This window comes from Anaeromyxobacter soli, assembly GCF_022808855.1.
GTDB lineage: Bacteria > Myxococcota > Myxococcia > Myxococcales > Anaeromyxobacteraceae > Anaeromyxobacter > Anaeromyxobacter soli.
On record NZ_JAKZLF010000004.1, the window covers coordinates 1 to 18,818 of the forward strand.

At 75.9% G+C, this 18,818-nt stretch carries 12 protein-coding genes; 3 read left to right on the forward strand and 9 right to left on the reverse strand.

Features of this window, described 5'->3' with window-relative positions; all coding sequences use genetic code 11:
- Positions 1–48: 48 nt before the first annotated feature.
- The 5 genes from topA to pgeF all read right to left on the reverse strand — a co-directional run bounded on the left by topA (position 49) and on the right by pgeF (position 6,561).
- Positions 49–2,472 (reverse strand): type I DNA topoisomerase, encoded by a 2,424-nt coding sequence (topA, locus tag MLV88_RS04460; RefSeq protein ID WP_242341297.1) that lies wholly within the window; start codon positions 2,470–2,472, stop codon positions 49–51.
- Between the two features lie 14 nt (positions 2,473–2,486).
- Entirely contained in the window at positions 2,487–3,350 is an 864-nt protein-coding gene (dprA, locus tag MLV88_RS04465) for a DNA-processing protein DprA (protein WP_242341298.1), read from the reverse strand.
- Between the two features lie 203 nt (positions 3,351–3,553).
- A complete protein-coding gene (locus MLV88_RS04470; RefSeq protein WP_243336952.1) occupies positions 3,554–4,879 on the reverse strand; it encodes a LysM peptidoglycan-binding domain-containing protein in 1,326 nt (441 codons plus the stop codon).
- Positions 4,876–5,751 (reverse strand): tetratricopeptide repeat protein, encoded by an 876-nt coding sequence (locus tag MLV88_RS04475; RefSeq protein ID WP_242356374.1) that lies wholly within the window; start codon positions 5,749–5,751, stop codon positions 4,876–4,878. The genes MLV88_RS04470 and MLV88_RS04475 overlap by 4 nt, the downstream gene beginning before the upstream one ends.
- A gap of 33 nt (positions 5,752–5,784) precedes the next feature.
- Positions 5,785–6,561, reverse strand: coding sequence for a peptidoglycan editing factor PgeF (gene pgeF, locus MLV88_RS04480; protein WP_242341301.1), 777 nt, complete (start codon positions 6,559–6,561; stop codon positions 5,785–5,787).
- 27 nt (positions 6,562–6,588) lie between these two features.
- Between pgeF and MLV88_RS04485 the strand changes: the two genes are divergently transcribed.
- Positions 6,589–8,037: a sensor domain-containing diguanylate cyclase gene (locus MLV88_RS04485; RefSeq protein WP_242341302.1), complete on the forward strand. Its 1,449-nt coding sequence runs from the start codon at positions 6,589–6,591 to the stop codon at positions 8,035–8,037.
- 69 nt (positions 8,038–8,106) lie between these two features.
- Here the strand turns inward: MLV88_RS04485 and MLV88_RS04490 are convergent, their stop codons facing one another.
- Entirely contained in the window at positions 8,107–12,240 is a 4,134-nt protein-coding gene (locus MLV88_RS04490; protein WP_243336953.1) for a response regulator, read from the reverse strand.
- Positions 12,241–12,460: 220 nt separating this feature from the next.
- Here MLV88_RS04490 and MLV88_RS04495 point away from each other — a divergent pair, with 220 nt between their 5' ends.
- Both MLV88_RS04495 and MLV88_RS04500 read left to right on the forward strand, forming a co-directional pair.
- The gene (locus MLV88_RS04495; protein WP_242336996.1) at positions 12,461–13,021 is read left to right on the forward strand and encodes a hypothetical protein; all 561 of its coding nucleotides are present in this window, start codon (positions 12,461–12,463) and stop codon (positions 13,019–13,021) included.
- 40 nt (positions 13,022–13,061) lie between these two features.
- Positions 13,062–13,805 (forward strand): metallophosphoesterase, encoded by a 744-nt coding sequence (locus MLV88_RS04500; RefSeq protein WP_242336993.1) that lies wholly within the window; start codon positions 13,062–13,064, stop codon positions 13,803–13,805.
- A 145-nt stretch (positions 13,806–13,950) separates the two neighbouring features.
- Here MLV88_RS04500 and MLV88_RS04505 read toward each other — a convergent pair whose 3' ends face one another.
- The 3 genes from MLV88_RS04505 to MLV88_RS24475 form a co-directional block, all read right to left on the reverse strand.
- Positions 13,951–14,856, reverse strand: coding sequence for an AAA family ATPase (locus tag MLV88_RS04505; RefSeq protein ID WP_242336991.1), 906 nt, complete (start codon positions 14,854–14,856; stop codon positions 13,951–13,953).
- Between the two features lie 480 nt (positions 14,857–15,336).
- Complete coding sequence (locus tag MLV88_RS04510) at positions 15,337–17,592, reverse strand: amylo-alpha-1,6-glucosidase (protein ID WP_242336988.1); 2,256 nt, start codon at positions 17,590–17,592, stop codon at positions 15,337–15,339.
- The gene (locus tag MLV88_RS24475; protein WP_242336985.1) at positions 17,571–18,644 is read right to left on the reverse strand and encodes a glycosyltransferase family 4 protein; all 1,074 of its coding nucleotides are present in this window, start codon (positions 18,642–18,644) and stop codon (positions 17,571–17,573) included. The genes MLV88_RS04510 and MLV88_RS24475 overlap by 22 nt, the downstream gene beginning before the upstream one ends.
- Between the last annotated feature and the right edge of the window lie 174 nt (positions 18,645–18,818).

Sequence of the window (18,818 nt, forward strand, 5' to 3'; positions counted from 1 at the left end):
CGCCCCGGCGGGCTCGCTTCGCTCGCTGGGGCGAGAATCGGATCTCGGCTACGCGCTCTCGGGCGCGGTCTCCGGACCCTTCGCCTCGGAGTCGCGCCGGTAGCCGCACTCCTTGTTCGGGCAGGCCACGTACGGGCCCGTCTTCTTCGAGTACTTGTCGAGGAGGTACGCGCTGCCGCACTGCGGGCAGGCCTCGTTCCGGGGCCGATCCCAGGACACGAAGTCGCACTTGGGATAGGACGAGCAGCCGTAGAAGGTCTTCCCGCGGCGCGAGCGCTTCTCCGTGATGTACCCGCCGCAGCCCTTCGGGCAGGACACGCCGATGGAGATGGGCTTCGTGCCCTTGCACTCGGGGTAGCGGGTGCACGCGAGGAAGCGGCCGAAGCGGCCGCGCTTCATCACCATCGCGGCGCCGCACTCCGGGCACTTCTCGTCCGTCGGGACGTCCTCCTCCTTCTCCGGGACGATCTTCCCGTCCTCGCGCTTGAAGTTCATCGTGTTCCGGCACTCGGGGTAGCCGGAGCACGCGAGGAACTCGCCCATGCGGCCCCACTTGATGACCATGGGCTTGCCGCACTTCTCGCACGTGAGCTCGGTCGCGATCTCCTGGCGCTTCACGTCGCGCATGTTGACCTCGGCCTTCGCGAGGTCGTCCTTGAAGCTGTCGTAGAAGTCCTTCAGGACCTGCTGCCAGGCGGCGCTCCCCTCCTCGATCTCGTCGAGGCGCTCCTCCATGCCGGCGGTGAAGGCGAGGTCCATCTCGCGCGGGAAGCTCTTCACGAGCTCGTCGGTGACGACGAGGCCGAGGTGGGTCGGCTTGAAGTTCCGCTCGACCTTCTCGACGTAGGTCTTCTCCTGGATGTTCTCGAGGATGGCGGCGTAGGTGGACGGCCGGCCGATGCCGCGCTGCTCGAGCTCCTTCACGAGGGACGACTCGTTGAAGCGCGGGGGCGGCTGCGTGAAGTGCTGCTCGGGGAGGAGCCGGCGCAGGTCGAGCGTCATGCCGGCCTCGAGCGGCGGCAGCTGGCGCTCCTCGTTCGCCTTCTCGCGATCGCCGTTCTCCTTCGCCTCCTCCTCGGCGCCGGCCTCCTCCTCGGGCGGCTTCGCGCCGTAGACGGCGAGGTAGCCGGGGAACTTGAGGATGGAGCCGGTGGCCCGGAACGTGGCCCGGCCGGCGGTGATGTCCGCGGTGGTCTGGTCGTAGACCGCCGGGACCATCTGGCAGGCGACGAACCGGTTCCAGATGAGCTCGTACAGCCGGTACATGTCGCGCTCGCCGATCTGCTCGAAGTACGGGGCCACGCGGGCCGGCGTCCACTCGAGCGAGGTCGGGCGGACCGCCTCGTGGGCCTCCTGGGCGGCCTTCGCCTTCGTCTTGTAGACGTTCGGCGCCTCCGGCAGGTGGTCCTTGCCGTAGGCGTCGGCGATGTAGCCGCGCGCCGCGTCCACCGCCTCGGTGGAGAGCCGGACGGAGTCCGTGCGCATGTACGTGATGAGGCCGATCGCGCCCTCGTCGCCGAGCTCGACGCCCTCGTAGAGCTTCTGCGCGAGGGTCATCGTCTTCTTGGCCGTGAAGCCGAGGCGGTTCGCCGCCTCCTGCTGCAGCTTCGCCGTCGTGAAGGGCGGCGGCGCGTTGCGGCGGCGCTCCTTCTTGTCGACGTTGGCGACGACGTAGGTCGCGCCGTCGAGGTCCTTCACGAGCGCGTGGGTGACCGCGCCTTCCTTCAGCTCCGCCTTCTGGCCGTCGACCTTCGAGAGCCGGGCGCGGAACTCCGGCGGGAGCTTCGCGGCGAGCTCCGCCTCGAGCGTCCAGTACTCCTCGGGCTTGAACGCCTCGATCTCGCGCTCGCGCTCGACCACGAGGCGCACCGCCACGGACTGGACGCGCCCGGCGGAGAGGCCGCGGCGGACCTTCTTCCAGAGGATGGGGCTGATCTGGTAGCCGACGAGCCGGTCGAGGATGCGGCGCGCCTGCTGCGAGTCGAACTTCTTGCGGTCGAGGTCGAGCGGCTTCTCGATCGCCTTCTGGATCGCGTTCTTGGTGATCTCGTTGAAGAGGACGCGGCGGACGCGGCCGTCGCCCGAGTCGCCGATCTCCTCCGCGATGTGGAAGGCGATCGCCTCGCCCTCGCGATCGGGGTCGGTCGCGAGGAAGACGCGCTCGGCGGTGCGCGCGGCGCGCTTGATCTCGGAGAGGACCTTGGCCTTCCCCTTGATGACGTCGTACTGCGGCGTGAAGCCCGCCTCGACGTCGACGCCGATCTTGGACTTCGGCAGGTCCTTCACGTGGCCGACCGACGCGCGGACGTCGTAGGAGCGACCGAGGTACTTCTTGATCGTCTTCGCCTTGGCGGGCGACTCGACGATGACGAGGTTGCCCCCCACCGCGGGCTTCTTCGCGGCGCGCTTGGGCGGAGCGGCCTTCTCCTTCTTCATGCCCTCCGCGGCTGCGACCTTCGTGGCTCTCGGCATCTGTCGGGGTCCCCCTACGTGCGGCGCAGAAAGTAATGGCCCGGGCGCTGCTCGCACAAACCCTCGAGCTCGAGGGTGAGCAGCCCGGCGAGCGCCGGGCCGGGCGCGAGGCCCGCCTGGCGCGCGATCTCGTCGGCGTGACGCGGGCGCCGGGCGAGCGCCGCGAGGAGCGCGCTCTCGGGCGCGGCGAGCGCGGGCAGCGCGAGCTGCCGCTCGGCGACCGGCGCTGCCGGGATGCCGAGCGCCCCGAGCACGTCCTCGGCCGAGGCGGCGACCTTCGCGCCCCGGCGGAGGAGCGCGATCGGCCCGGCGGAGAGCGGCTCGCGCGCGTCGCCCGGCACCGCGAACACCGGCACGCCGTGCGTCCGCGCCCAGTCGGCCGTGATGAGCGCCCCGCTCTTCTCCCCGGCCTGGACGACCACGACCGCCTCCGACAGGCCCGAGACGATCCGGTTCCGCCGGGGGAAGTTCCCGGCGAAGCCCGGCGTCCCGTCGGGCAGCTCGGAGAGGATCGCGCCGCCCTCGGCGAGCACGCGCTGGAGGAGCGGCCGGTTCGAGGCCGGGTAGAGCACGTCGACGCCGGTGCCGAGGACGGCGACCGTGTGGCCGGCCGCGTCGAGCGCCGCGCGGTGCGCGATGGCGTCGATGCCCAGGGCGCCGCCGGAGACGACGGAGACGCCCGCCCGGGCGAGCCCCGCGGCCAGGAGGCGCGCCATCTCCTCCCCGTAGGCGTCCGGGTGGCGCGAGCCGACGACGGCGACGCGCCGGAGGTCGGCGAGCGCGCCGCGCAGGCGCAGCTCGGCCGGACGATCGGGCGTCTGCGCGAGGCGGTCCGGGTAAAGGCCGTCGCCCGGACGGATGGTGGTCGCCTCCTCCATGGAGCGGGGCCATATACCCACCGGGTGGTGGAGCGTCAAGGTGGGGACCCGCCGCCGAATGCACGGACCGTACCTGCCGACACGGTCAAAACGGCCTCCTACCTCCCGTAAACCGGTAGGATTGCGGCCGGCGGGAGGGCGCGCGGGAAGCCGTGCGAGAGCGACGGCCTGGCCGGCGCCCGCGCACCCGGAGGACGGTGGAGCTAGCGACCGCCGGCCCCCTCGGCCGCCGAGCGGACGGCGCGCATCTCCACCCGATCGCCGATGGCGAGCTCCACGAGGCTGCGCGTGACGAGCGCCGCCGAGGCGCGCTCCTTCACGTCGATGACGAGCATCTCGCCGATGTCCTCCTTCGGGAGGCTCGAATCCCAGGCCGGCAGGCCCGGCGCGCGGCCGTAAGGGTCGCCGGCGCGGACCGCCGTGAAGACGTTGCCCTCCTCCACGCCGTCGGCGGAGCCGCGGTCGATGAAGACGACGTGGTGCTCTCCGAGCTGGGTGACGACCTGGACCTGGCCGCCGACGATGGTGCCCTCGAGCGCGCGGCGGTTCGCGCGGCGATCCACCCGGCGGAGGAAGCGCTCCGTCCACGGACCGAGCATGGCGCCGCGCTCGATGGGCTCGAACGACTGCGTGATGACGAGCGTCGCCGCCTTGTCGTCCACCGCGACCACCTTGGCCGCGCCGAGCACGGTGGACTGCCAGCCGAAGAGCTCGTTCGTGCGCGGGTGGCGAATGGGCCGCTCCGTCTTGAAGATGACGTAGGTCTCGCCCGGCTTCACCTCGGCGCGCCGCTCGAACCGCGCGTACGCCTTGTCGTGGCTGGAGAGCATGAGCTTCTCCTCGAACGCGGCCTTGATCGCGCCCGACTCGGCGAGCTCGCGCGGGGTGACGAACGTGTCGTGCCGCGCGAGGAGCGCGCGCGGGGAGACGTAGCCGATCTTGTAGGGCCCGACGACCGCCACCGCGTCGCCGTCGTCGTCGGTCTTCCCGTCCGCGCGGGAGAGGTCCTCGAGCTCGCGCGGCGGCGCCTCCTCGGCCTCGGCCACCGGCTCCCCGGCCGGCTCGACGCGCGTCGGGCCCTCGTCGGCGGAGGGGTAGAACCTGAGCAGGTTGCCCGGGTAGATCCAGTGCGGGTTCTCGATGTCCGGGTTGTAGGACCAGATCTTCGGCCAGTACCAGGGGTTGTTCAGGTAGCGGCCGGAGAGATCCCAGAGCGTGTCTCCGGGCCGGATCGTGTACGTGTCCGGCGTCTGGCCGCCGCTCGTGGCGGCGTCCTCCAGCGCGAGCGCGGTGCCGGCCACGGCCGGCGCGAGGCCCTCCTCGCCCGCCGCCGGTGCGCCGGCCGCGTCCGCGGGTACGGCGGCCGCGGTCTCCGAGGGCGCCCCGTCCTGCACGGCGCCGGTGGCCTCCACCTGCGGATCGGCGCTCGCGGTCCGGGCGGCGTCGCGCGCCGCGTCGAGCGCCCCGGCCTGCGCGAGCGCAGCGGCCGGAAGGAGGGCGAGGACGGCGACGAGGTGTCTGCGGATCATGGACCGCTCCTTGCCGGGACGCGCGGCGACGTGTCGCCGCCCTGCCCGGAGATGGCTGCGAGGCGAGTCCCGGCGCGCTCGGCGGCCGGGGTCCTCGGAAACTCGGTGACGAGGCGCTCGAGGATGCGCCGCTCCGCGCTGGCGGAGCCGCGCCGGGACTCGCAGGCGGCGAGCCGCTCGAGGGCGCCGGACAGCGCGTCGCCGGCGGGGTAGTCGTCGCCGGCCCGTGCCGCGAGCGCGCAGGCCGCGTCGTCCTTGCCCGCCGCCGCGTACGACTCGGCCGCCTCGACGAGCGCGTTGTCGGCCGCGGGGTGGCGCGGGTAGCGGGCGACGAAGTCCTCGAGGGCGTGCGCGCGGGCGACGCCGTCGCGGCGGCGCGCCGCGCGGAGCTCGCGATCGGCCTCGACCGAGAGCTCGCGGCCGCCGCCGAGCGCGAGCGCCTCGAGCCGCTCGGGCGCGGGCTCGGCGATGGGGATCGCGGTCGGCACGGGCGGCGGCGCGCGCCGGGGCTGGGGTGCGCCTGCGGCGGGGACCACCGCGGGGAGCGGCTCGGAGGGAGCCATCCTGAGGACGACCGGGGGCGGCTCGGAGGGCTCCACCCTCACGACCGCCAGGTCGGGCGGGACCACGGGCGGGAGCGCCTCGGCGGCCGGGGCGCGGCGCGGCGCCGGGTCTCGCGCGGCGCGCGCGCCGGCGAGCTCCATGCGTGCGGAGAGCCCGTCCACCTTGCGCGCGAGCACCTCGTTGTCGGCGCGCAGCGCGCGCACCTCCGCGCGGAGCGCCTCGACCTCCGAGGGCGCGGCGGCGCCGCCGCCGGCGCAGCCGAGCAACACGACGAGCGCCGCGGAGGCGTTTCGCGCGAGGGGTCTCAAAACTGGAAAATTCTAGGGTTCGGGGGCCGCCCGTCAAGGAAGGGGCCCCTCGCCTGGCCGCCGCGGATGTGCGCTGCCGGGAGCGGACGCGGGTGCGATGAAGCCTACCTGGCGCCCGGTGCGCCCCGCGTCGCGACGGTGAGAGAAGAACAGCTCCCGCTCGCAGGCGGTGCAGCGGCCGAGCACCTCGACGCGCTCGGAACGCACCCCGGCCTCCTCGAGCGCGAGGAGGTTCGCGCGCCACAGGTCGAGGCGCGCAGCGGCGCCGGCGCGGACGACCTCGGCGCCGAAGCGCGCCCGGAACCGCTCGGCGAGCTCGGCCGAGACCTCGTAGCAGCACGGCCCGATCGACGGGCCGATGGCGGCGACGAGGCGCGCCGGGTCGGCGCCCTCCCGCGCGAGCGCGCGGACGCCCTCGGCGGCGGCGAGCCCGATCGTGCCGCGCCAGCCGGCGTGGACCGCGGCGACCGCCCCGCCCTCGGGATCGGCGACGAGCACCGGCACGCAGTCGGCCACCGAGACGCACGCGGCGACGCCGGCGGTGACGGACACGACCGCGTCCGCCTCCTCCGCCGGCGGGGTCGCCGCCGTCGCCCGGAGGCAGCGGGTCCCGTGCACCTGCCGGACGCGCGCGAACCGCAGCCCGGTGGCGGCCTCGAGCCGGCGCCAGTTCTCCTCGACCCGGGCCGGCTCGTCGCCCACGGCGCCCCCCAGGTTCAGGGCGTCCCAGGGCGGCGGGGACGCGCCGCCGGGGCGGGTCGTGAAGCCGTGCGGGAAGGCGGCCAGCCGCTCGCTCGTCAGGAGACGCATCCGACGGGTTATAACCTTCCCTCGCCCATGCTCCGATCGATCCGGCGCTCCATCGGCCGCAAGCTGCTCATCGCGGTCGGCGCCCCCGGCCTCCTCTTCTCCCTCGCCGTGGTCCTCTGGCTGCGCCACGAGAGCCGGGCGCTCGCGCCGGCCGTCGAGCCGCTCCACCGGATCGCGCTCGTGGCGCTCGTCGTGCTGGCGGCGGGGCTCGCGGCGATGCACCTCGTGGTGGTGCGCTACGTCGTCGACCGCCGCCTCCGGCGGCTCGCCGCGGGCATGCGGCGGGCGCGCGAGGGCGACTTCCTGCACCGCGTGCCGGACGAGGGCGAGGACGAGATCGGCCAGGTGGCGAGCACCTACAACGAGACGCTCGCCGCCATCACCGACCTCCACGTCCGCCGCATCGAGGACGCGGCGTCGATCGCCTCGATGGAGCGCGAGCTCTCGCTCAAGGCGGAGCTCGAGGCGCGCGTGCGCGAGCTGACGCTGCTGTTCGAGCTGGGGCGCACGCTCGGTGCGACGCTCGATCTCGACGAGCTCGTCCGCGCGACCGCCGCGCAGGTGGGGAGCGCCCTCGGCGCGGCGGAGCTCCAGGTGCTCCTCGTCGACGAGGCGACCGGCGAGCGGGTGGTGCGCGCCGCCTACGGCAGCGACGGGGCGGCGGTCGGCACCCGGCTCCCCCCGGGCCAGGCGCGCCCCGGCTGGCTCGAGGTGCCGATGGCCCGCGGCGAGGAGGGCGCGGGGGCGATCGCGCTCCGGCCGGCGGGCGGCGGGCTCTCGCCGCAGGAGCGCCGGCTGCTCGAGGCGATCGCGGCGCAGTCCGCCATCGCCGTCGCGAACGCGCGCCTCCACCAGAAGATGGTCCGGCTGTCACAGACGGACGCGCTCACGGGTGCGCACAACCGCCGGAGCCTGTTCGCGCGCCTCGAGGACGAGCTCGAGCGGAGCGCGCGCTTCGACCACGCGACCGCCGTGGCCCTCGTCGACGTCGATCACTTCCGCCGCTACAACGAGGCCTTCGGCCACGCCTCCGGCGACACGGTGCTGCGCCGGGTCGCGGCGGTGCTGGGCGGGGCCGCGCGCAAGGTGGACGTCGTGGCGCGCTACGGCGGCGAGGAGTTCGCGGTGGTGCTCGCCCGCGCCGACCGCGCGGCCGCGCTCGTCGCCGCCGAGAAGCTGCGCGCCGCCGTGACCGCCGCGGCCATCCCGCACCCGGGCGTCGGCCCCGGCCACGTGACCATCTCGGTGGGCGTCGCCATCTACCCGGACGACGCGCGCGACCTCGGCGCGCTCATCGACTGCGCCGACGGGGCGCTGTACGCGGCGAAGCGCGCGGGGCGCAACGTGGTCATGCCGTACGCGCCGGGCATGCGCGACCACCCCGGGCGCAAGCGCGACCAGCGCAGCGCCTCGGATGCGGACGCGGGTGAGCTCAGGCCCGGCGAGGGCAGCCCGCCCGCCGCGGCCGCGGGCTGAGCTCGCCGGAAGGCGCCCTGACGACTCGCCGCGGCGAGCCCGCCTCGCGCGCGGGCTCGGCGGGGCGCGTCACTCGTCGCCGGGGGCTTCCCCGCCCCCCGCGCTCACCGGCTCCTGGCCCTGCGGCGCGGGCGCCACGCGCGCGGGGATGGCCGGCGGGGTCACCGGGCGCGCGGGGGCGGCCGGCGGGGTCCCCGGGCGCGGGGCGCCGCGGACGCGAGCGAGCTCGAGCTCGAGCGCCTTCTCGCGCCGGGCGCGCTCCTGCAGCGCCGCATGCAGCCGCTGCAGCTCCTGCGCACGCAGCTCGTCCCGCCGCTTGAGCTCCTCGCGGAAGCGCGCCTGCGCCTCCTCCACGGCGCGCACCCCGCGCCCCTCCGCCTCGCGCCGCTCCGCCTGGAGCTGCTCGACGCGGCGTGCGGCCTCGGCGGCGCGCGTCTCCGCGGCCTGCGCGCGGGTGGTGAGCTCCTTGTCGGCCCGGGCCCGCGCCTGGCCGGCCTGGGCGAGCGCCGCCTCGAGCTCCTGAATCCGCGCCCGCGCGGCCTGCGCCACGCCGGCGTCGCGCGCCCCCTGCTCGGCGCGCGCGGCGAGCTCCGCCGCGCGGGTCTCCGCCCGCGCGATGCGCGCCTGGAGCTCGGTCTCGATCCGCTGCCGGTCCCGGTGCGCGGACGCGAGCGCCTGCTCGATCTCGCGCACCCGCGCCTCGGCGCGCTCGGCCCGCGCGCCCGTCGCCACGAGCTGCGCCTGCGCCTCGTCCACGCGCTTGCGGGCCTCGAGCCGCGCCGCCTCGGACGCCTCGCGCGCCGAGACGAGCTGCGCGATCCGCTCCTCCGCGTCGGCGATCCGCCGGCGCGTCTCCTCCGCCCGCGAGGCCGCGGTCTCGTTCGCCGCGCGCTCGCGCCGCTCGGCCGCGCGCAGGGCCTCGGTCCTCGCCGCGATCTCCTTCTGCAGCGCGTCCTCGCGCCGGGCCCGCTCGGCGGCGAGATCCTCGAAGCGCTCGTGGAGCGCCTCGGCCGCCTCGGTCTTCTTGGAGAGCTCCGCGAGGAGCTCCTCCTCTCGCCGCCGGTGCTCGTCCTCGAGCGCCGCGGCGTGGGCGCGGGCGCGCTCCTCCGTGTCTCCGCGGGCGGTGATCTCGGCCGTGAGCTCGGCCTCGAGCCGCGCCCGCTCCGCGTCGGCCGCCTCCCGCGCGGTGACGGCGGCGTGCAGCTCCTCCCGGAGCGCCGCCTCGTCCGCCGCGGTCGCCTCGAGCTCGGCCTGGAGCGCGTCGCGCGCGCCGCCGATCTGCGCGGCGTCCTCCTCCGCGCGCGAGAGCCGGAGCTCGAGGCCGGCCGCCTCGGCGCGGGCCTGGTCGCGCTCCGCCTCGAGCGCCTTCACCCGCTCCGCTCGCTCGCGGTGCGCCGTCTCGAGCGCCGCCTCGAGCCGCGACCCCTCCCCGCGCGCCGCGGCGACGAGAGCCTCCTGCGCCTCGAGCCTGCCGGCGAGCTCCGCCTGCTTGCGCTCGGCCTCGCGCGAGAGCGCGTCGAGCGACTCGCGCGCGCGGCGCAGCTCCTCCTCGAGCGCGGCCGCTCGGTGGAGCCGGTCCTCGGCCTTCGCCTCGAGTTCCGCGGCCCACGCCTCGGCCTTCCGCGCCGCCTCCGCCCGCGCGGCGCGCTCGACGGTGAGCTCACCCTCGCGCTTCTGCAGCCGGCCGCGCGCGTCGGCGAGCGCCTCCGCCGCCTGCGCGGCAGCGGCCGCCGCCGCCTCGCCCGCCCTTGCCGCCTCCGCCGCGCCCGTCTCGAGCGCCGCGCGCGCCTCGGCGAGCTCGGCCTCGAGCGACCGGGCGCGCGCCCGCGCGGCCTCGACCGCGCCCTCGAGCTCGCCCTGCCGGGCGCCGGCCGCCGCCTCGACGTCGGAGAGGTGGGCGGTGAGCCGCGCGATCTCCTCGCGCGCCGACGCGATCGTGTCGGCGAGCCCCGCCGCGCCGCGCTCCGCCTCGACGAGCGAGGCCGCCACCGCGTCGCGCTCACCGGCGAGCCGCGCCGCCTCCGCGCGGGCGACCTCCACCTCGGCCCGCGCCTCGTCCCGCTCGGCGCCCCGCGCGTCGCGCTCCGCCTCGCGCTCGGAGAGGGCCGCCCGGAGCGCGTCGCGCTCGCGCGCGGTCCCCTCCGCCACCCCGCGCTGGCGCTCGAGGTCCTCGCGCACTCCGTCGAGCTGGGCCCGCTGCGCCTCTCGCTCGGCCGCGCGCGCCGCCTCGACCTCCTCGAGCCGCGCCCGCGCCTCCGCGAGCGCGCCGTCGAGCGCCTCGGCCCGGGCGCGCACCTCGGCGAGCGCACGCTCCGCGCCCGCGAGGGTCCGCTCCGCCTCCTCCTGCCGCACTGCGGCGGCCTCGGCCGCCTCGCGCGCCGCGCGCTCCGCCGCCGCGCGCGTCTCCTCCAGCGCCGCCTGCGCCCCCTCCAGCTCGGCGCGCAGCTCCCCCTCGCGCTCCGCCGACGCCTGCGCGAGCGCCTCGAGCGCGCCCTCGACCTCGCCGAGCCGCTGGAGCCGCTCCTCCGCCTCGCGGCCGAGCTCCTCCTCGCGCCCGCGCGCCGCGTCGCGGAACTGGCGGTACTCGTCGTCGAGCAGCCTGAGCCGCCCGTCGCGCTCGCGGAGGGCCGCCTCGCCCTCCGCCACGCGCCCCTCGAGCGCGGCCTGCGCCTCGCGGGCGGCGACCGCCGCCTCCTCGCGCGCGCGCTCCCCCTCGGCGAGGGCGGCCTCGAGCTCGCGGATGCGCACCTCGAGCGCGGCGCGGCGGTTCTCGTCGTCCGCGCGCTGCTTCTCGCGCTCCACCTCGACCGCGCGGACGCGGGCCTCGTTCTCCTCCCGCGCCGCTTCGCGCGAGCGCGCCTCGGCGTCGCGCTCGGTGCGCGTCCGCTCGAGCTCCGCCTCGAGCGCCCGCCTCCGGGCGGCGGCCTCGTCGAGCTGCGCCGCCGCCTCCCGGGCCGCGACCTCCGACGCCTCGCGCGCCTCGCCGAGCGCCTCCTCGGCGGCGGAGAGCTCGTCGGTCCGGCGGGAGATCTCCTCCTGCAGCTCGCGCTCCCGGGCCTCGGTCCGGTGCTGCTCGGCCCGCGCGTCGCGGCCGAGCTCCTCGATCTCCGCGCGCGCCCGCGAGAGCGCCGCGTCGCGCTCCTGCAGCTCCTCGCCCGCGGCGCCCACCTCCCGCTCGAGCTCGTGGATGCGCCGCTCGTTCGCGGCGACCACCTCGATGAGCTCCTTCTCCTGCCCGAACTTCTCGAGGAGCAGCCCGTCGATCGACGCGCCGTACTCGCGCTCCTTCTGGACGAAGAGCTCGCGCGCCTCGCCGAGCCGGCGCGAGAGATCCTCGACCTCGTCCCGGAGCGCCTGCAGCTCCACGTCCTTGTCGTGGAGCCGCTCGTCGAACACCGAAAGCTCGCGCTCGCGCGCTTCCCACGCCTCGGCGAGCCGGGCGATCTGCGCCTCCCGCCACTTGAGATCCTCGCGGAGGAGCTGCGTGCGCCCCTCGGGAGTCTCCCTGAGCTCGCGCCGCTGCGGGGGGCGGCGGTCCGCCTCCGCGGCGAGCGCGTGCCGCTCCCCCACGGACTGGAACACGCGCTCGACGAACGACCGGTCCTCGTCGGTGAGGCCGCTCCGCTGGGCGCGGCGGGGCATCGGCGGCGGCGCGTCCGGGTCGGGCGCGGGCTCCTGGCTGGGCTCCTCGGCGACCTCCTCGCCGCTCGCCGCGGCGGCCCCGGCCTCCGCCTCGGAGGCGACCTCGCCCGGCGGCTCGCCGGGGAGCTCCACGTCGCCGTCATCGAGCTCGATGACTGCGTCGTCCGCGCTCTCCACCGGGGCGGCCGCGGCGAGGATGCGCGCGGAGAGCTTGCGCAGCGCGTCCGTGTCGAGCGGCATCGCGAGGTAGCCGTTCGCCGCCCACGGCGTGCGGGCGTGCTGCGCGAGCGCCTCCGGGGGGGTGTCCGACGAGTAGAGGAGGACGGGCAGGCCGGCGGTCGTGCGATCGTGCCGGAGCCGCGCGCAGAGCGAGAACCCGGAGAGGTCGGGCAGCTCCGCGCGGGCCACGACGAGGTCGGGACGGCGGGTGGCGATCTCGAGCTCGGCCTCGCCGGCGCTCGCGACGATCCGCGTGCCGCAGCCGTCTTGCCGGTAGAGCGAGGCGAGCGAGAGCGCGAAGGCGTTGTCCGGCTCGACGATGAGGACGCGCTTCTGTTCCATGTGTGGGCAGGTCGCGAGAGGACTCCCGCGCGGTCACCGAGCATAGGCCGGTGTCGTCCGCCAATCTAGCCATCGCCTCCCGCCGCGCCGAACGGGCGAGCGCCGACCGAGGAGGGTCTCGCGGGGCGTCTGCGCGCGGGCGCCCCGCGCGCGGATTGCGGGGGCGCACCCGGCGACCGAACGTGTCCGGGCGCCCTGGGACGCCAGGGCGGGACGACCCATGACCACATCGGCCCTCCTCGTCGCGCTCGCGCTCACCACCTCGCCCGCGCTCGCGCCCTCGGGGGCCGCCCCGAGAGAGAACCTCCTGCGCGGCCCCGCGCGCGTCGTCCTGCACTACCTGGACGAGGTACGCCTCGCCGGACCCCGCGGGCCGCTCCGCGCGGGCGCCGCCGTGCCGGCTCGCGCCGGGGAGTACTCAGCGGCGACACGCCTCATCGCACCCCGTACGAGGGCCGAGCTCGAGCGCAAGGACGCGGCGGGCGAGCCCCACCCACTGGCGTTCTGGCGCGACGCCGCGCGGGCCCACGTGCTCGACTCCTTCCAGCTCCTCGCCGTCCGCCGCGGCCCTCGCGCGACCGCCGTCGTGACGGTCGAGGAGCGTTACCTCGACCCCGCCGCCGACGCCCGCAGGCTCCTCCGGACCGTGAGCGAGTACCTCGTCGCCCGCGCGGGAGGCGAGTGGCGGATCGTGGATCGGCGGCCAGGTGGCGCGTTCGACGCGGCGGCGATCGCGGCCTACGCCGGCTACTGGGACGAACCCGCCTCGGCGGCTCGGTGATCGCGCCGCCCAGGCGGGCGGGCGTTACACTCGCCCCGAGATGGCCGCGCCGCGCCGCACCCTCGTCGTGGGCGACGTCCACGGATGCCTCGCCGAGCTCGACGACCTGCTCCGGGCCGCCGGCTTCGCGCGCGGACGGGACCGGCTCGTCCTGCTCGGCGACCTGCTGGATCGAGGCCCCGACCCGGTGGGCGTCCTCCGGCGGGCGCGGGAGCTGCGGGCCGAGTCGGTCCTCGGCAACCACGAGGAGAAGCACCTCCGCTTCGCGGCGCACGAGGCGCGCCGGCGCTCGGACCACCGCCACCAGAACCCGGTGCGCTTCGATCCGCGCCGGGCCGCCCAGCACGCGGCGCTCGCGAAGGACGACCTCGCCTGGCTGGCCGCGCTGCCGCGGACCATCGCGCTCGGCGACGGCTGGGTGGCGGTGCACGCCGGGTTCCTGCCGGGGATGCCCATCGCGGCGCAGCCGCCCGACTGGATGGTCCGGCTGCGCTACGTCGACGCCGCGGGCCGTCCGGTGGGGCGCGTGCGCGGCGACGCGGGCGAGCCCGGGGTGCGGCGCTGGGCGGAGGCCTGGACGGGGCCCGAGCGCGTCGTCTACGGCCACCACCCGCAGAGCCTCGCCGAGCCGACGCGCGACCTGAGCGAGGCCGGCGTGAGGTGCCTCGGCCTCGACACCGGCTGCGTCTACGGCGGTCGCCTCACCGCGCTCGTCCTGCCGGGAGAGGAGATCGTCCAGGTGCCCTCGCGCATGCAGGGCGGGGGATCCGCCGCCGGGGCTTGAGCGACACGCGAGCGAAGCGAGCCCGCCGGGGCGCCGGCGCGTTCGCGGCGAAGCCGCCACGCGGCGGCGCACGGGACCCGGCGAGCAGGGGTGGGGCCCCGGCCGACGGCGGTCAGCCGTCGGTGGGGCGGGGGCGCAGCCCCCGTTAGATCAGCCACTCCCCGCGCCGCTCGCGCGCGCGGGCGAGATCGGCCTCGTACTTGAGGACGAGGTTCAGGGTCTCGTCGAGCAGCGTCGCGTCGAGCTCCGTCGCGTTCAGCACGGCGAGCGCGCGGATCCAGTCGAGCGTCTCCGCGATCGAGGGCGGCTTCTTGAGGTCGAGCGTACGGAGCTTCCCCACCGCCGACACCACGGCGCGCGCGAGCGCCTCCGTGGCCTCCGGCACCTTGGCGCGGACGATGGCGAGCTCCCGCTCGCGCGAGGGGAAGTCGATGTGCAGGTGGAGGCAGCGGCGCTTGAGGGCGTCGGAGAGGTCGCGCGCCGCGTTGGACGTGAGCACCACGCGGGGCACCTGGCGCGCACGGACGGTGCCGATCTCCGGCACGGTCACGGTCCACTCCGAGAGCACCTCGAGCAGGAACGCCTCGAGCTCGGGATCCGCCTTGTCGATCTCGTCCACGAGCAGGAGCGCCGGCTCCTCGCTCGTGATGGCCCGCAGCACCGGCCGCGGCAGCAGGAACCGCTCGCTGAAGAAGACGTTGCCCTCCCCCGCGATGCGATCCGCCGCCTCGGCGAGCGACTCCGCGCCTGACATCGCCTCCCCGATCCGCTCGCGGAGGAGCTGCGTGAACAGGAGCTGCTTCGCGTACTCCCACTCGTAGAGCGCCTTCGACTCGTCGAGCCCCTCGTAGCACTGGAGCCGGATGAGGGAGCGGCCCGACGCCTGCGCGAACGCCCGGGCGAGCGCCGTCTTGCCCACGCCGGCCGGCCCCTCGACGAGGATGGGCTTCTCGAGCCGGTCGGCCAGGAATACGGCGGTCGCGATCTCGCGCGAAGGCAGGTAGCCGGCGCCCGCGAGCTTCTCGGCGGCTTCTTCGATGGTCGCGAACATGGCTCCTCGCAGCGCGGCTCACGCGCTCCACGGCGCCATTCCTTATAGGGCGGGCGCGGGCACGATCGAGCATCCGACCGGTCATGTTACCGGGGTTCGCTACACCCTGGCGTTGCCGGGAACCGTCAGAATTACAGCCGCGGCCCGCGCGGGTTTTCCACAAGTCTTTGATTCCAGGAGTGATTCGCCTTGGAGGCCCTACGGCACGCCGATTGAACAGGTACGCACTCGAGTCCCGCCGGAGGCCGACCGAGGACCCTGCCATGAAGAAGCTCCAGCCCAAACGCTCGAACTGCAGGGCCCACCTCCCGTCTCACGTCCTCGTCGATGCGTGGTCGGACGCTCGACTCCTGCCCCCGCCGTTCGTCTCGAGTGAGGCGTCTGGCGGAGAATCCTAGTCGGGCGCCCACGCGCCAAAAAGCTGGAGAGGCCGCGGGGCACACCCGCGGCCTCTCGCTTTTCGTGCGCGCGGGTGAAGGCTCACACCTCGATGCGCACCCGCAGCGGTCCGCCCTCCACGTCCACCACCTCCGCGTAGGCGGACTTGGGCCCGCGGAGGAAGCGCAGCGTCGCGCGCGCGGCGCCCACGCGCACGCCCTCGAGCGTGAGCTCGTCGAGCCAGGGCGGCAGCCACGGGAACCGGACGTGGAGCGTCTGGGCGTGCGCGTCCGGAAAGAGCCCCAGCACCGCGCGGACGAGGAGGAACCACGCGGCCGACGACCAGGCCTGCGGCGAGCAGGCGACCGGGTAGTGGACCGGGAAGCGGCCGCCGTCGCGGCCGAGCCCGCAGAACAGCTCCGGGAACCGGAGCAGGCGGAAGTGCTGCGCCGCCTGCCAGAGCCCGGTGAGCACCTCCCCGGCGCGCTCCACCTCGCCGTAGGCGCTCATGCCCATCGCGCAGAGCGCGTTGTCGTGCGGCCAGACGGTGCCGTTGTGGTAGCTCAGCGGGTTGTACGCCGGCTGCCCCGCGCCGAGCGTGCGGATCCCCCACCCGCTCCACATGCGCTCGTCGAGCAGCGAGGCGACGACGCGCCGCGCGCGGTCCGGCGCCGCCGCGCCGGAGAAGAGCAGGTGGCCGGGGTTCGAGGTGACCGCGTCCACCTGGCGTCCTTCGCGGTCGAGCGCGATCGCGTAGGTGCCCGCCCGTTCCATCCAGAAGCGCGCCTCGATCGCGTCCGCGTGCGCGTTCGCGATCGCCAGGAGCCGCTCCGCGTCCGCGTCGCGGCCGAGGCGCCGGTAGAGCCCGGCCATCCGGCGGCGCGCGTCCACGGCGTAGCCCTGCACCTCCACGAGCGCGATGGGCGGCTCGGCGGGGCGGCCGTCCGCGAACGGTACGCCGTCGTGGCTGTCCTTCCAGCCCTGGTTGCGCAGGCCCTTCGGCGTGCGGCGCGCGTACTCCACGAGGCCGCCGCGCGCCGGATCGGCGGCGCGGTCGAGCCACCCGAGCGCGCGCTCGGCGGCCGGGAGGAGCGCCTCGACGGTGGCCCGATCCCCCGTCCAGCGGTCGTACTCGTCGAGCACCACGAGGAAGAGCGGGGTCGCGTCCGCCGAGCCGTAGTACGGCGAGTGCGGCACCTCGCCCGCCGCCGCCATCTCGCCGAAGCGGATCTCGTGGGGGATCTTCCCCGGCTCCTCGTCGCGCTCGGGATCGTCGATCGTGCCCTGCAGGCGCGCGAGGAAGCGGAGCGCGTCGCGCGCCACCTCGGGCGCGGCGAGCATCGCCTCGTAGCCCGTGATGAGCGCGTCCCGGCCGAACGGGCAGGTGTACCAGGGGATCCCCGCCGAGATGACCGGCTCGCCGAAGTGGTAGACGCGCAGCGCCTTCAGGTCGGCGACGGCGTTGTGGAGCGCGAGGTCGAAGAGATCGTTCGACGAGCGGAAGTGCGTCGCGCCGCGCTCCCACGAGTCGTAGGCGTCGCGGGTCGCGCGGGCGCGCGCGTCGAACGACGCGGACGGGCCGCGGGGCACCTCGCGGTCCTCGTCGCGCCCCCTCCGGCCGGCCGCCGGACCGCGCTCGATCCCCGCCGCGACGACGAACGACAGCTCGACCTTGCCGGCCGGCTCGAGGTGGAGATCCACCCGCGCGCCCCGGCCCCCCATGCGCGAGAGGCGCGCGGGGCCGTCCGCCCGCAGCCCCTCCAGCCGGATCTCCGTCGCGTACCCGCGCCCGTCGCGCCCGTCGTAGCGCAGGATCGCGCGGTCCTTCTCCACGCGCGGGACCTCGTAGGTGCCGCGCGCCGCGCGCTGGGCGCCGCGGATCTCGAAGACGTCCGCGAAGTCCGCAGCCCAGCACATCTCGATCCAGAAGGCGATGGGGCGGTCGAGGAAGTTCGTGAGGACGATGCGCTCGAGGAAGACGTCGTCGATGATCTGGTCGCGCCGCAGGTGGACGTAGTTCAGCGGCTCGCGCCCGAGGAGATCCCCCTCGTGCAGGCTCGTGACGGTGAAGTCGATCTGGGCGACGTACTCGGGCGACACCTGGGACGACAGGCAGAGGGGCGGCCCGCCCTTCACCGAGAGCTTCCACGAGGAGAGGTGGCGCGTGTCGGTGAGGAAGAGCCCGAGGTCGCGGGCGCCCGCCGGCGCCACGTCCCCGAGCCGGTTGGCCACCAGGAAGAGGTTGCCGCGCTTCAGGACGAGCTTGTCGACCCCCGTCGCCTCGGGCTGCGTCGAGGGGTCCGAGTAGCCGAGCAGGTCCTCCGGTCGCGCGAGGCTCACTGCGCGAGCGTCGTCCATCCGTCCTCCGCCGCGGGCGCCCCGCCGAGCCGCAGGCGCATGCGCTCGGCGATCGCGGCGCGATACACGGCGAGGTACCCGGCCGCCATCCGATCGGCCCCGAAGCGGTGCCGCGCCCGGGCCTGGATGGCCCGGCGGTCGAGCGCGCCGACCCGCCGCAGCGCGGCCGCCATCTCGCGCTCCGAGCGGACCAGGAAGCCGGTCTCGCCGTCCTCGACGATCTCCGGCGCCGCGCCGCTGGGCGACGCGATGACGGGGCACCCCGCGAGCGCGGCCTCGATCATCACGAGCCCGAACGGCTCGTCCCAGCGCAGCGGGACGAGCAAGGCGCGCGAGGTCGCGAAGAGGCGGCGCTTGGCGGCGAGATCGGCCTCGCGCACCCAGCTCACGTGTGGCCGCCGGAGCGCGGGCGCGAGCACGCGCTCTCGCCAGCCCTCCGGCGCGGCGTCGCCGTGGATGGCGCCGGCCACGGTGATGGGGACGCCGGCCCGCGCCGCAGCCTCGATCGCGACCTCCGGCGCCTTGCACCAGGAGAGCCGCCCGAGGAAGAACGCTCCGCCCCCGCCCGTGCCGGCGACGGGGTACAGCTCCGGATCGAGCCCGTGGTGGACGACGTCGTGCGGCGCGGGCCGCGCGAGCTCCGCCTGCCGCTCCGAGATGGCGACCAGGCGTACGCCCTCGACGCGCTCGTAGAAGCGCGCCAGGGTGGGCTCGAGCGCGTGGTGCAGGGTGTAGACCATCGGCGGGCGCAGCTCGTCGGCGAAGGCGAGCATGGCGGGGACGTTCGCGTGCACCACGTCGTAGCCGCCCGCGGCGATCTCCTGCGCGGCGAAGCGGCAGTGGAGGATCTCGGAGTAGGGATCGGGCGGCCACACGGCGCGCTCGAAGAAGGCGCGCACGCCGCGGGCGGTCGAGTCGCCCGTCGCGAAGACGGTGACGTCGTGGCCTGCGCGGGCGAGGGCGCGGTAGAGCGCGTGGACGACGAGCTCCGTCCCGCCGTACGCCGGGGGAGGAACGGGGACGAAGGGGGTCGAGACGATCGCGATGCGCACCTCCACACGGTAGGCCGCGCCCGGCGCCGGGGCCACGCACCGGGGCGGCGCACGCCGGGCGCGGGCCCGCTCCCCCGCGCGAGCCACGGCCGCCCGGCGCGCTTCCCGGGTGCGCGCGGGCGCCCAATGGTAGGCGCGCCGACGACATCTCCGGCGCGCTCTTCCGCGAGCACG

Excerpts from the sequence above, each read along its gene's own strand:
- topA (WP_242341297.1), bottom strand. The coding sequence starts at position 2,472 with ATGCCGAGAGCCACGAAGGTCGCAGCCGCGGAGGGCATGAAGAAGGAG.
- dprA (WP_242341298.1), bottom strand. The coding sequence starts at position 3,350 with ATGGAGGAGGCGACCACCATCCGTCCGGGCGACGGCCTTTACCCGGAC.
- MLV88_RS04470 (WP_243336952.1), bottom strand. The coding sequence starts at position 4,879 with ATGATCCGCAGACACCTCGTCGCCGTCCTCGCCCTCCTTCCGGCCGCT.
- pgeF (WP_242341301.1), bottom strand. The coding sequence starts at position 6,561 with ATGCGTCTCCTGACGAGCGAGCGGCTGGCCGCCTTCCCGCACGGCTTC.
- MLV88_RS04485 (WP_242341302.1), top strand. The coding sequence starts at position 6,589 with ATGCTCCGATCGATCCGGCGCTCCATCGGCCGCAAGCTGCTCATCGCG.
- MLV88_RS04490 (WP_243336953.1), bottom strand. The coding sequence starts at position 12,240 with ATGGAACAGAAGCGCGTCCTCATCGTCGAGCCGGACAACGCCTTCGCG.
- MLV88_RS04495 (WP_242336996.1), top strand. The coding sequence starts at position 12,461 with ATGACCACATCGGCCCTCCTCGTCGCGCTCGCGCTCACCACCTCGCCC.
- MLV88_RS04500 (WP_242336993.1), top strand. The coding sequence starts at position 13,062 with ATGGCCGCGCCGCGCCGCACCCTCGTCGTGGGCGACGTCCACGGATGC.
- MLV88_RS04505 (WP_242336991.1), bottom strand. The coding sequence starts at position 14,856 with ATGTTCGCGACCATCGAAGAAGCCGCCGAGAAGCTCGCGGGCGCCGGC.
- MLV88_RS04510 (WP_242336988.1), bottom strand. The coding sequence starts at position 17,592 with ATGGACGACGCTCGCGCAGTGAGCCTCGCGCGACCGGAGGACCTGCTC.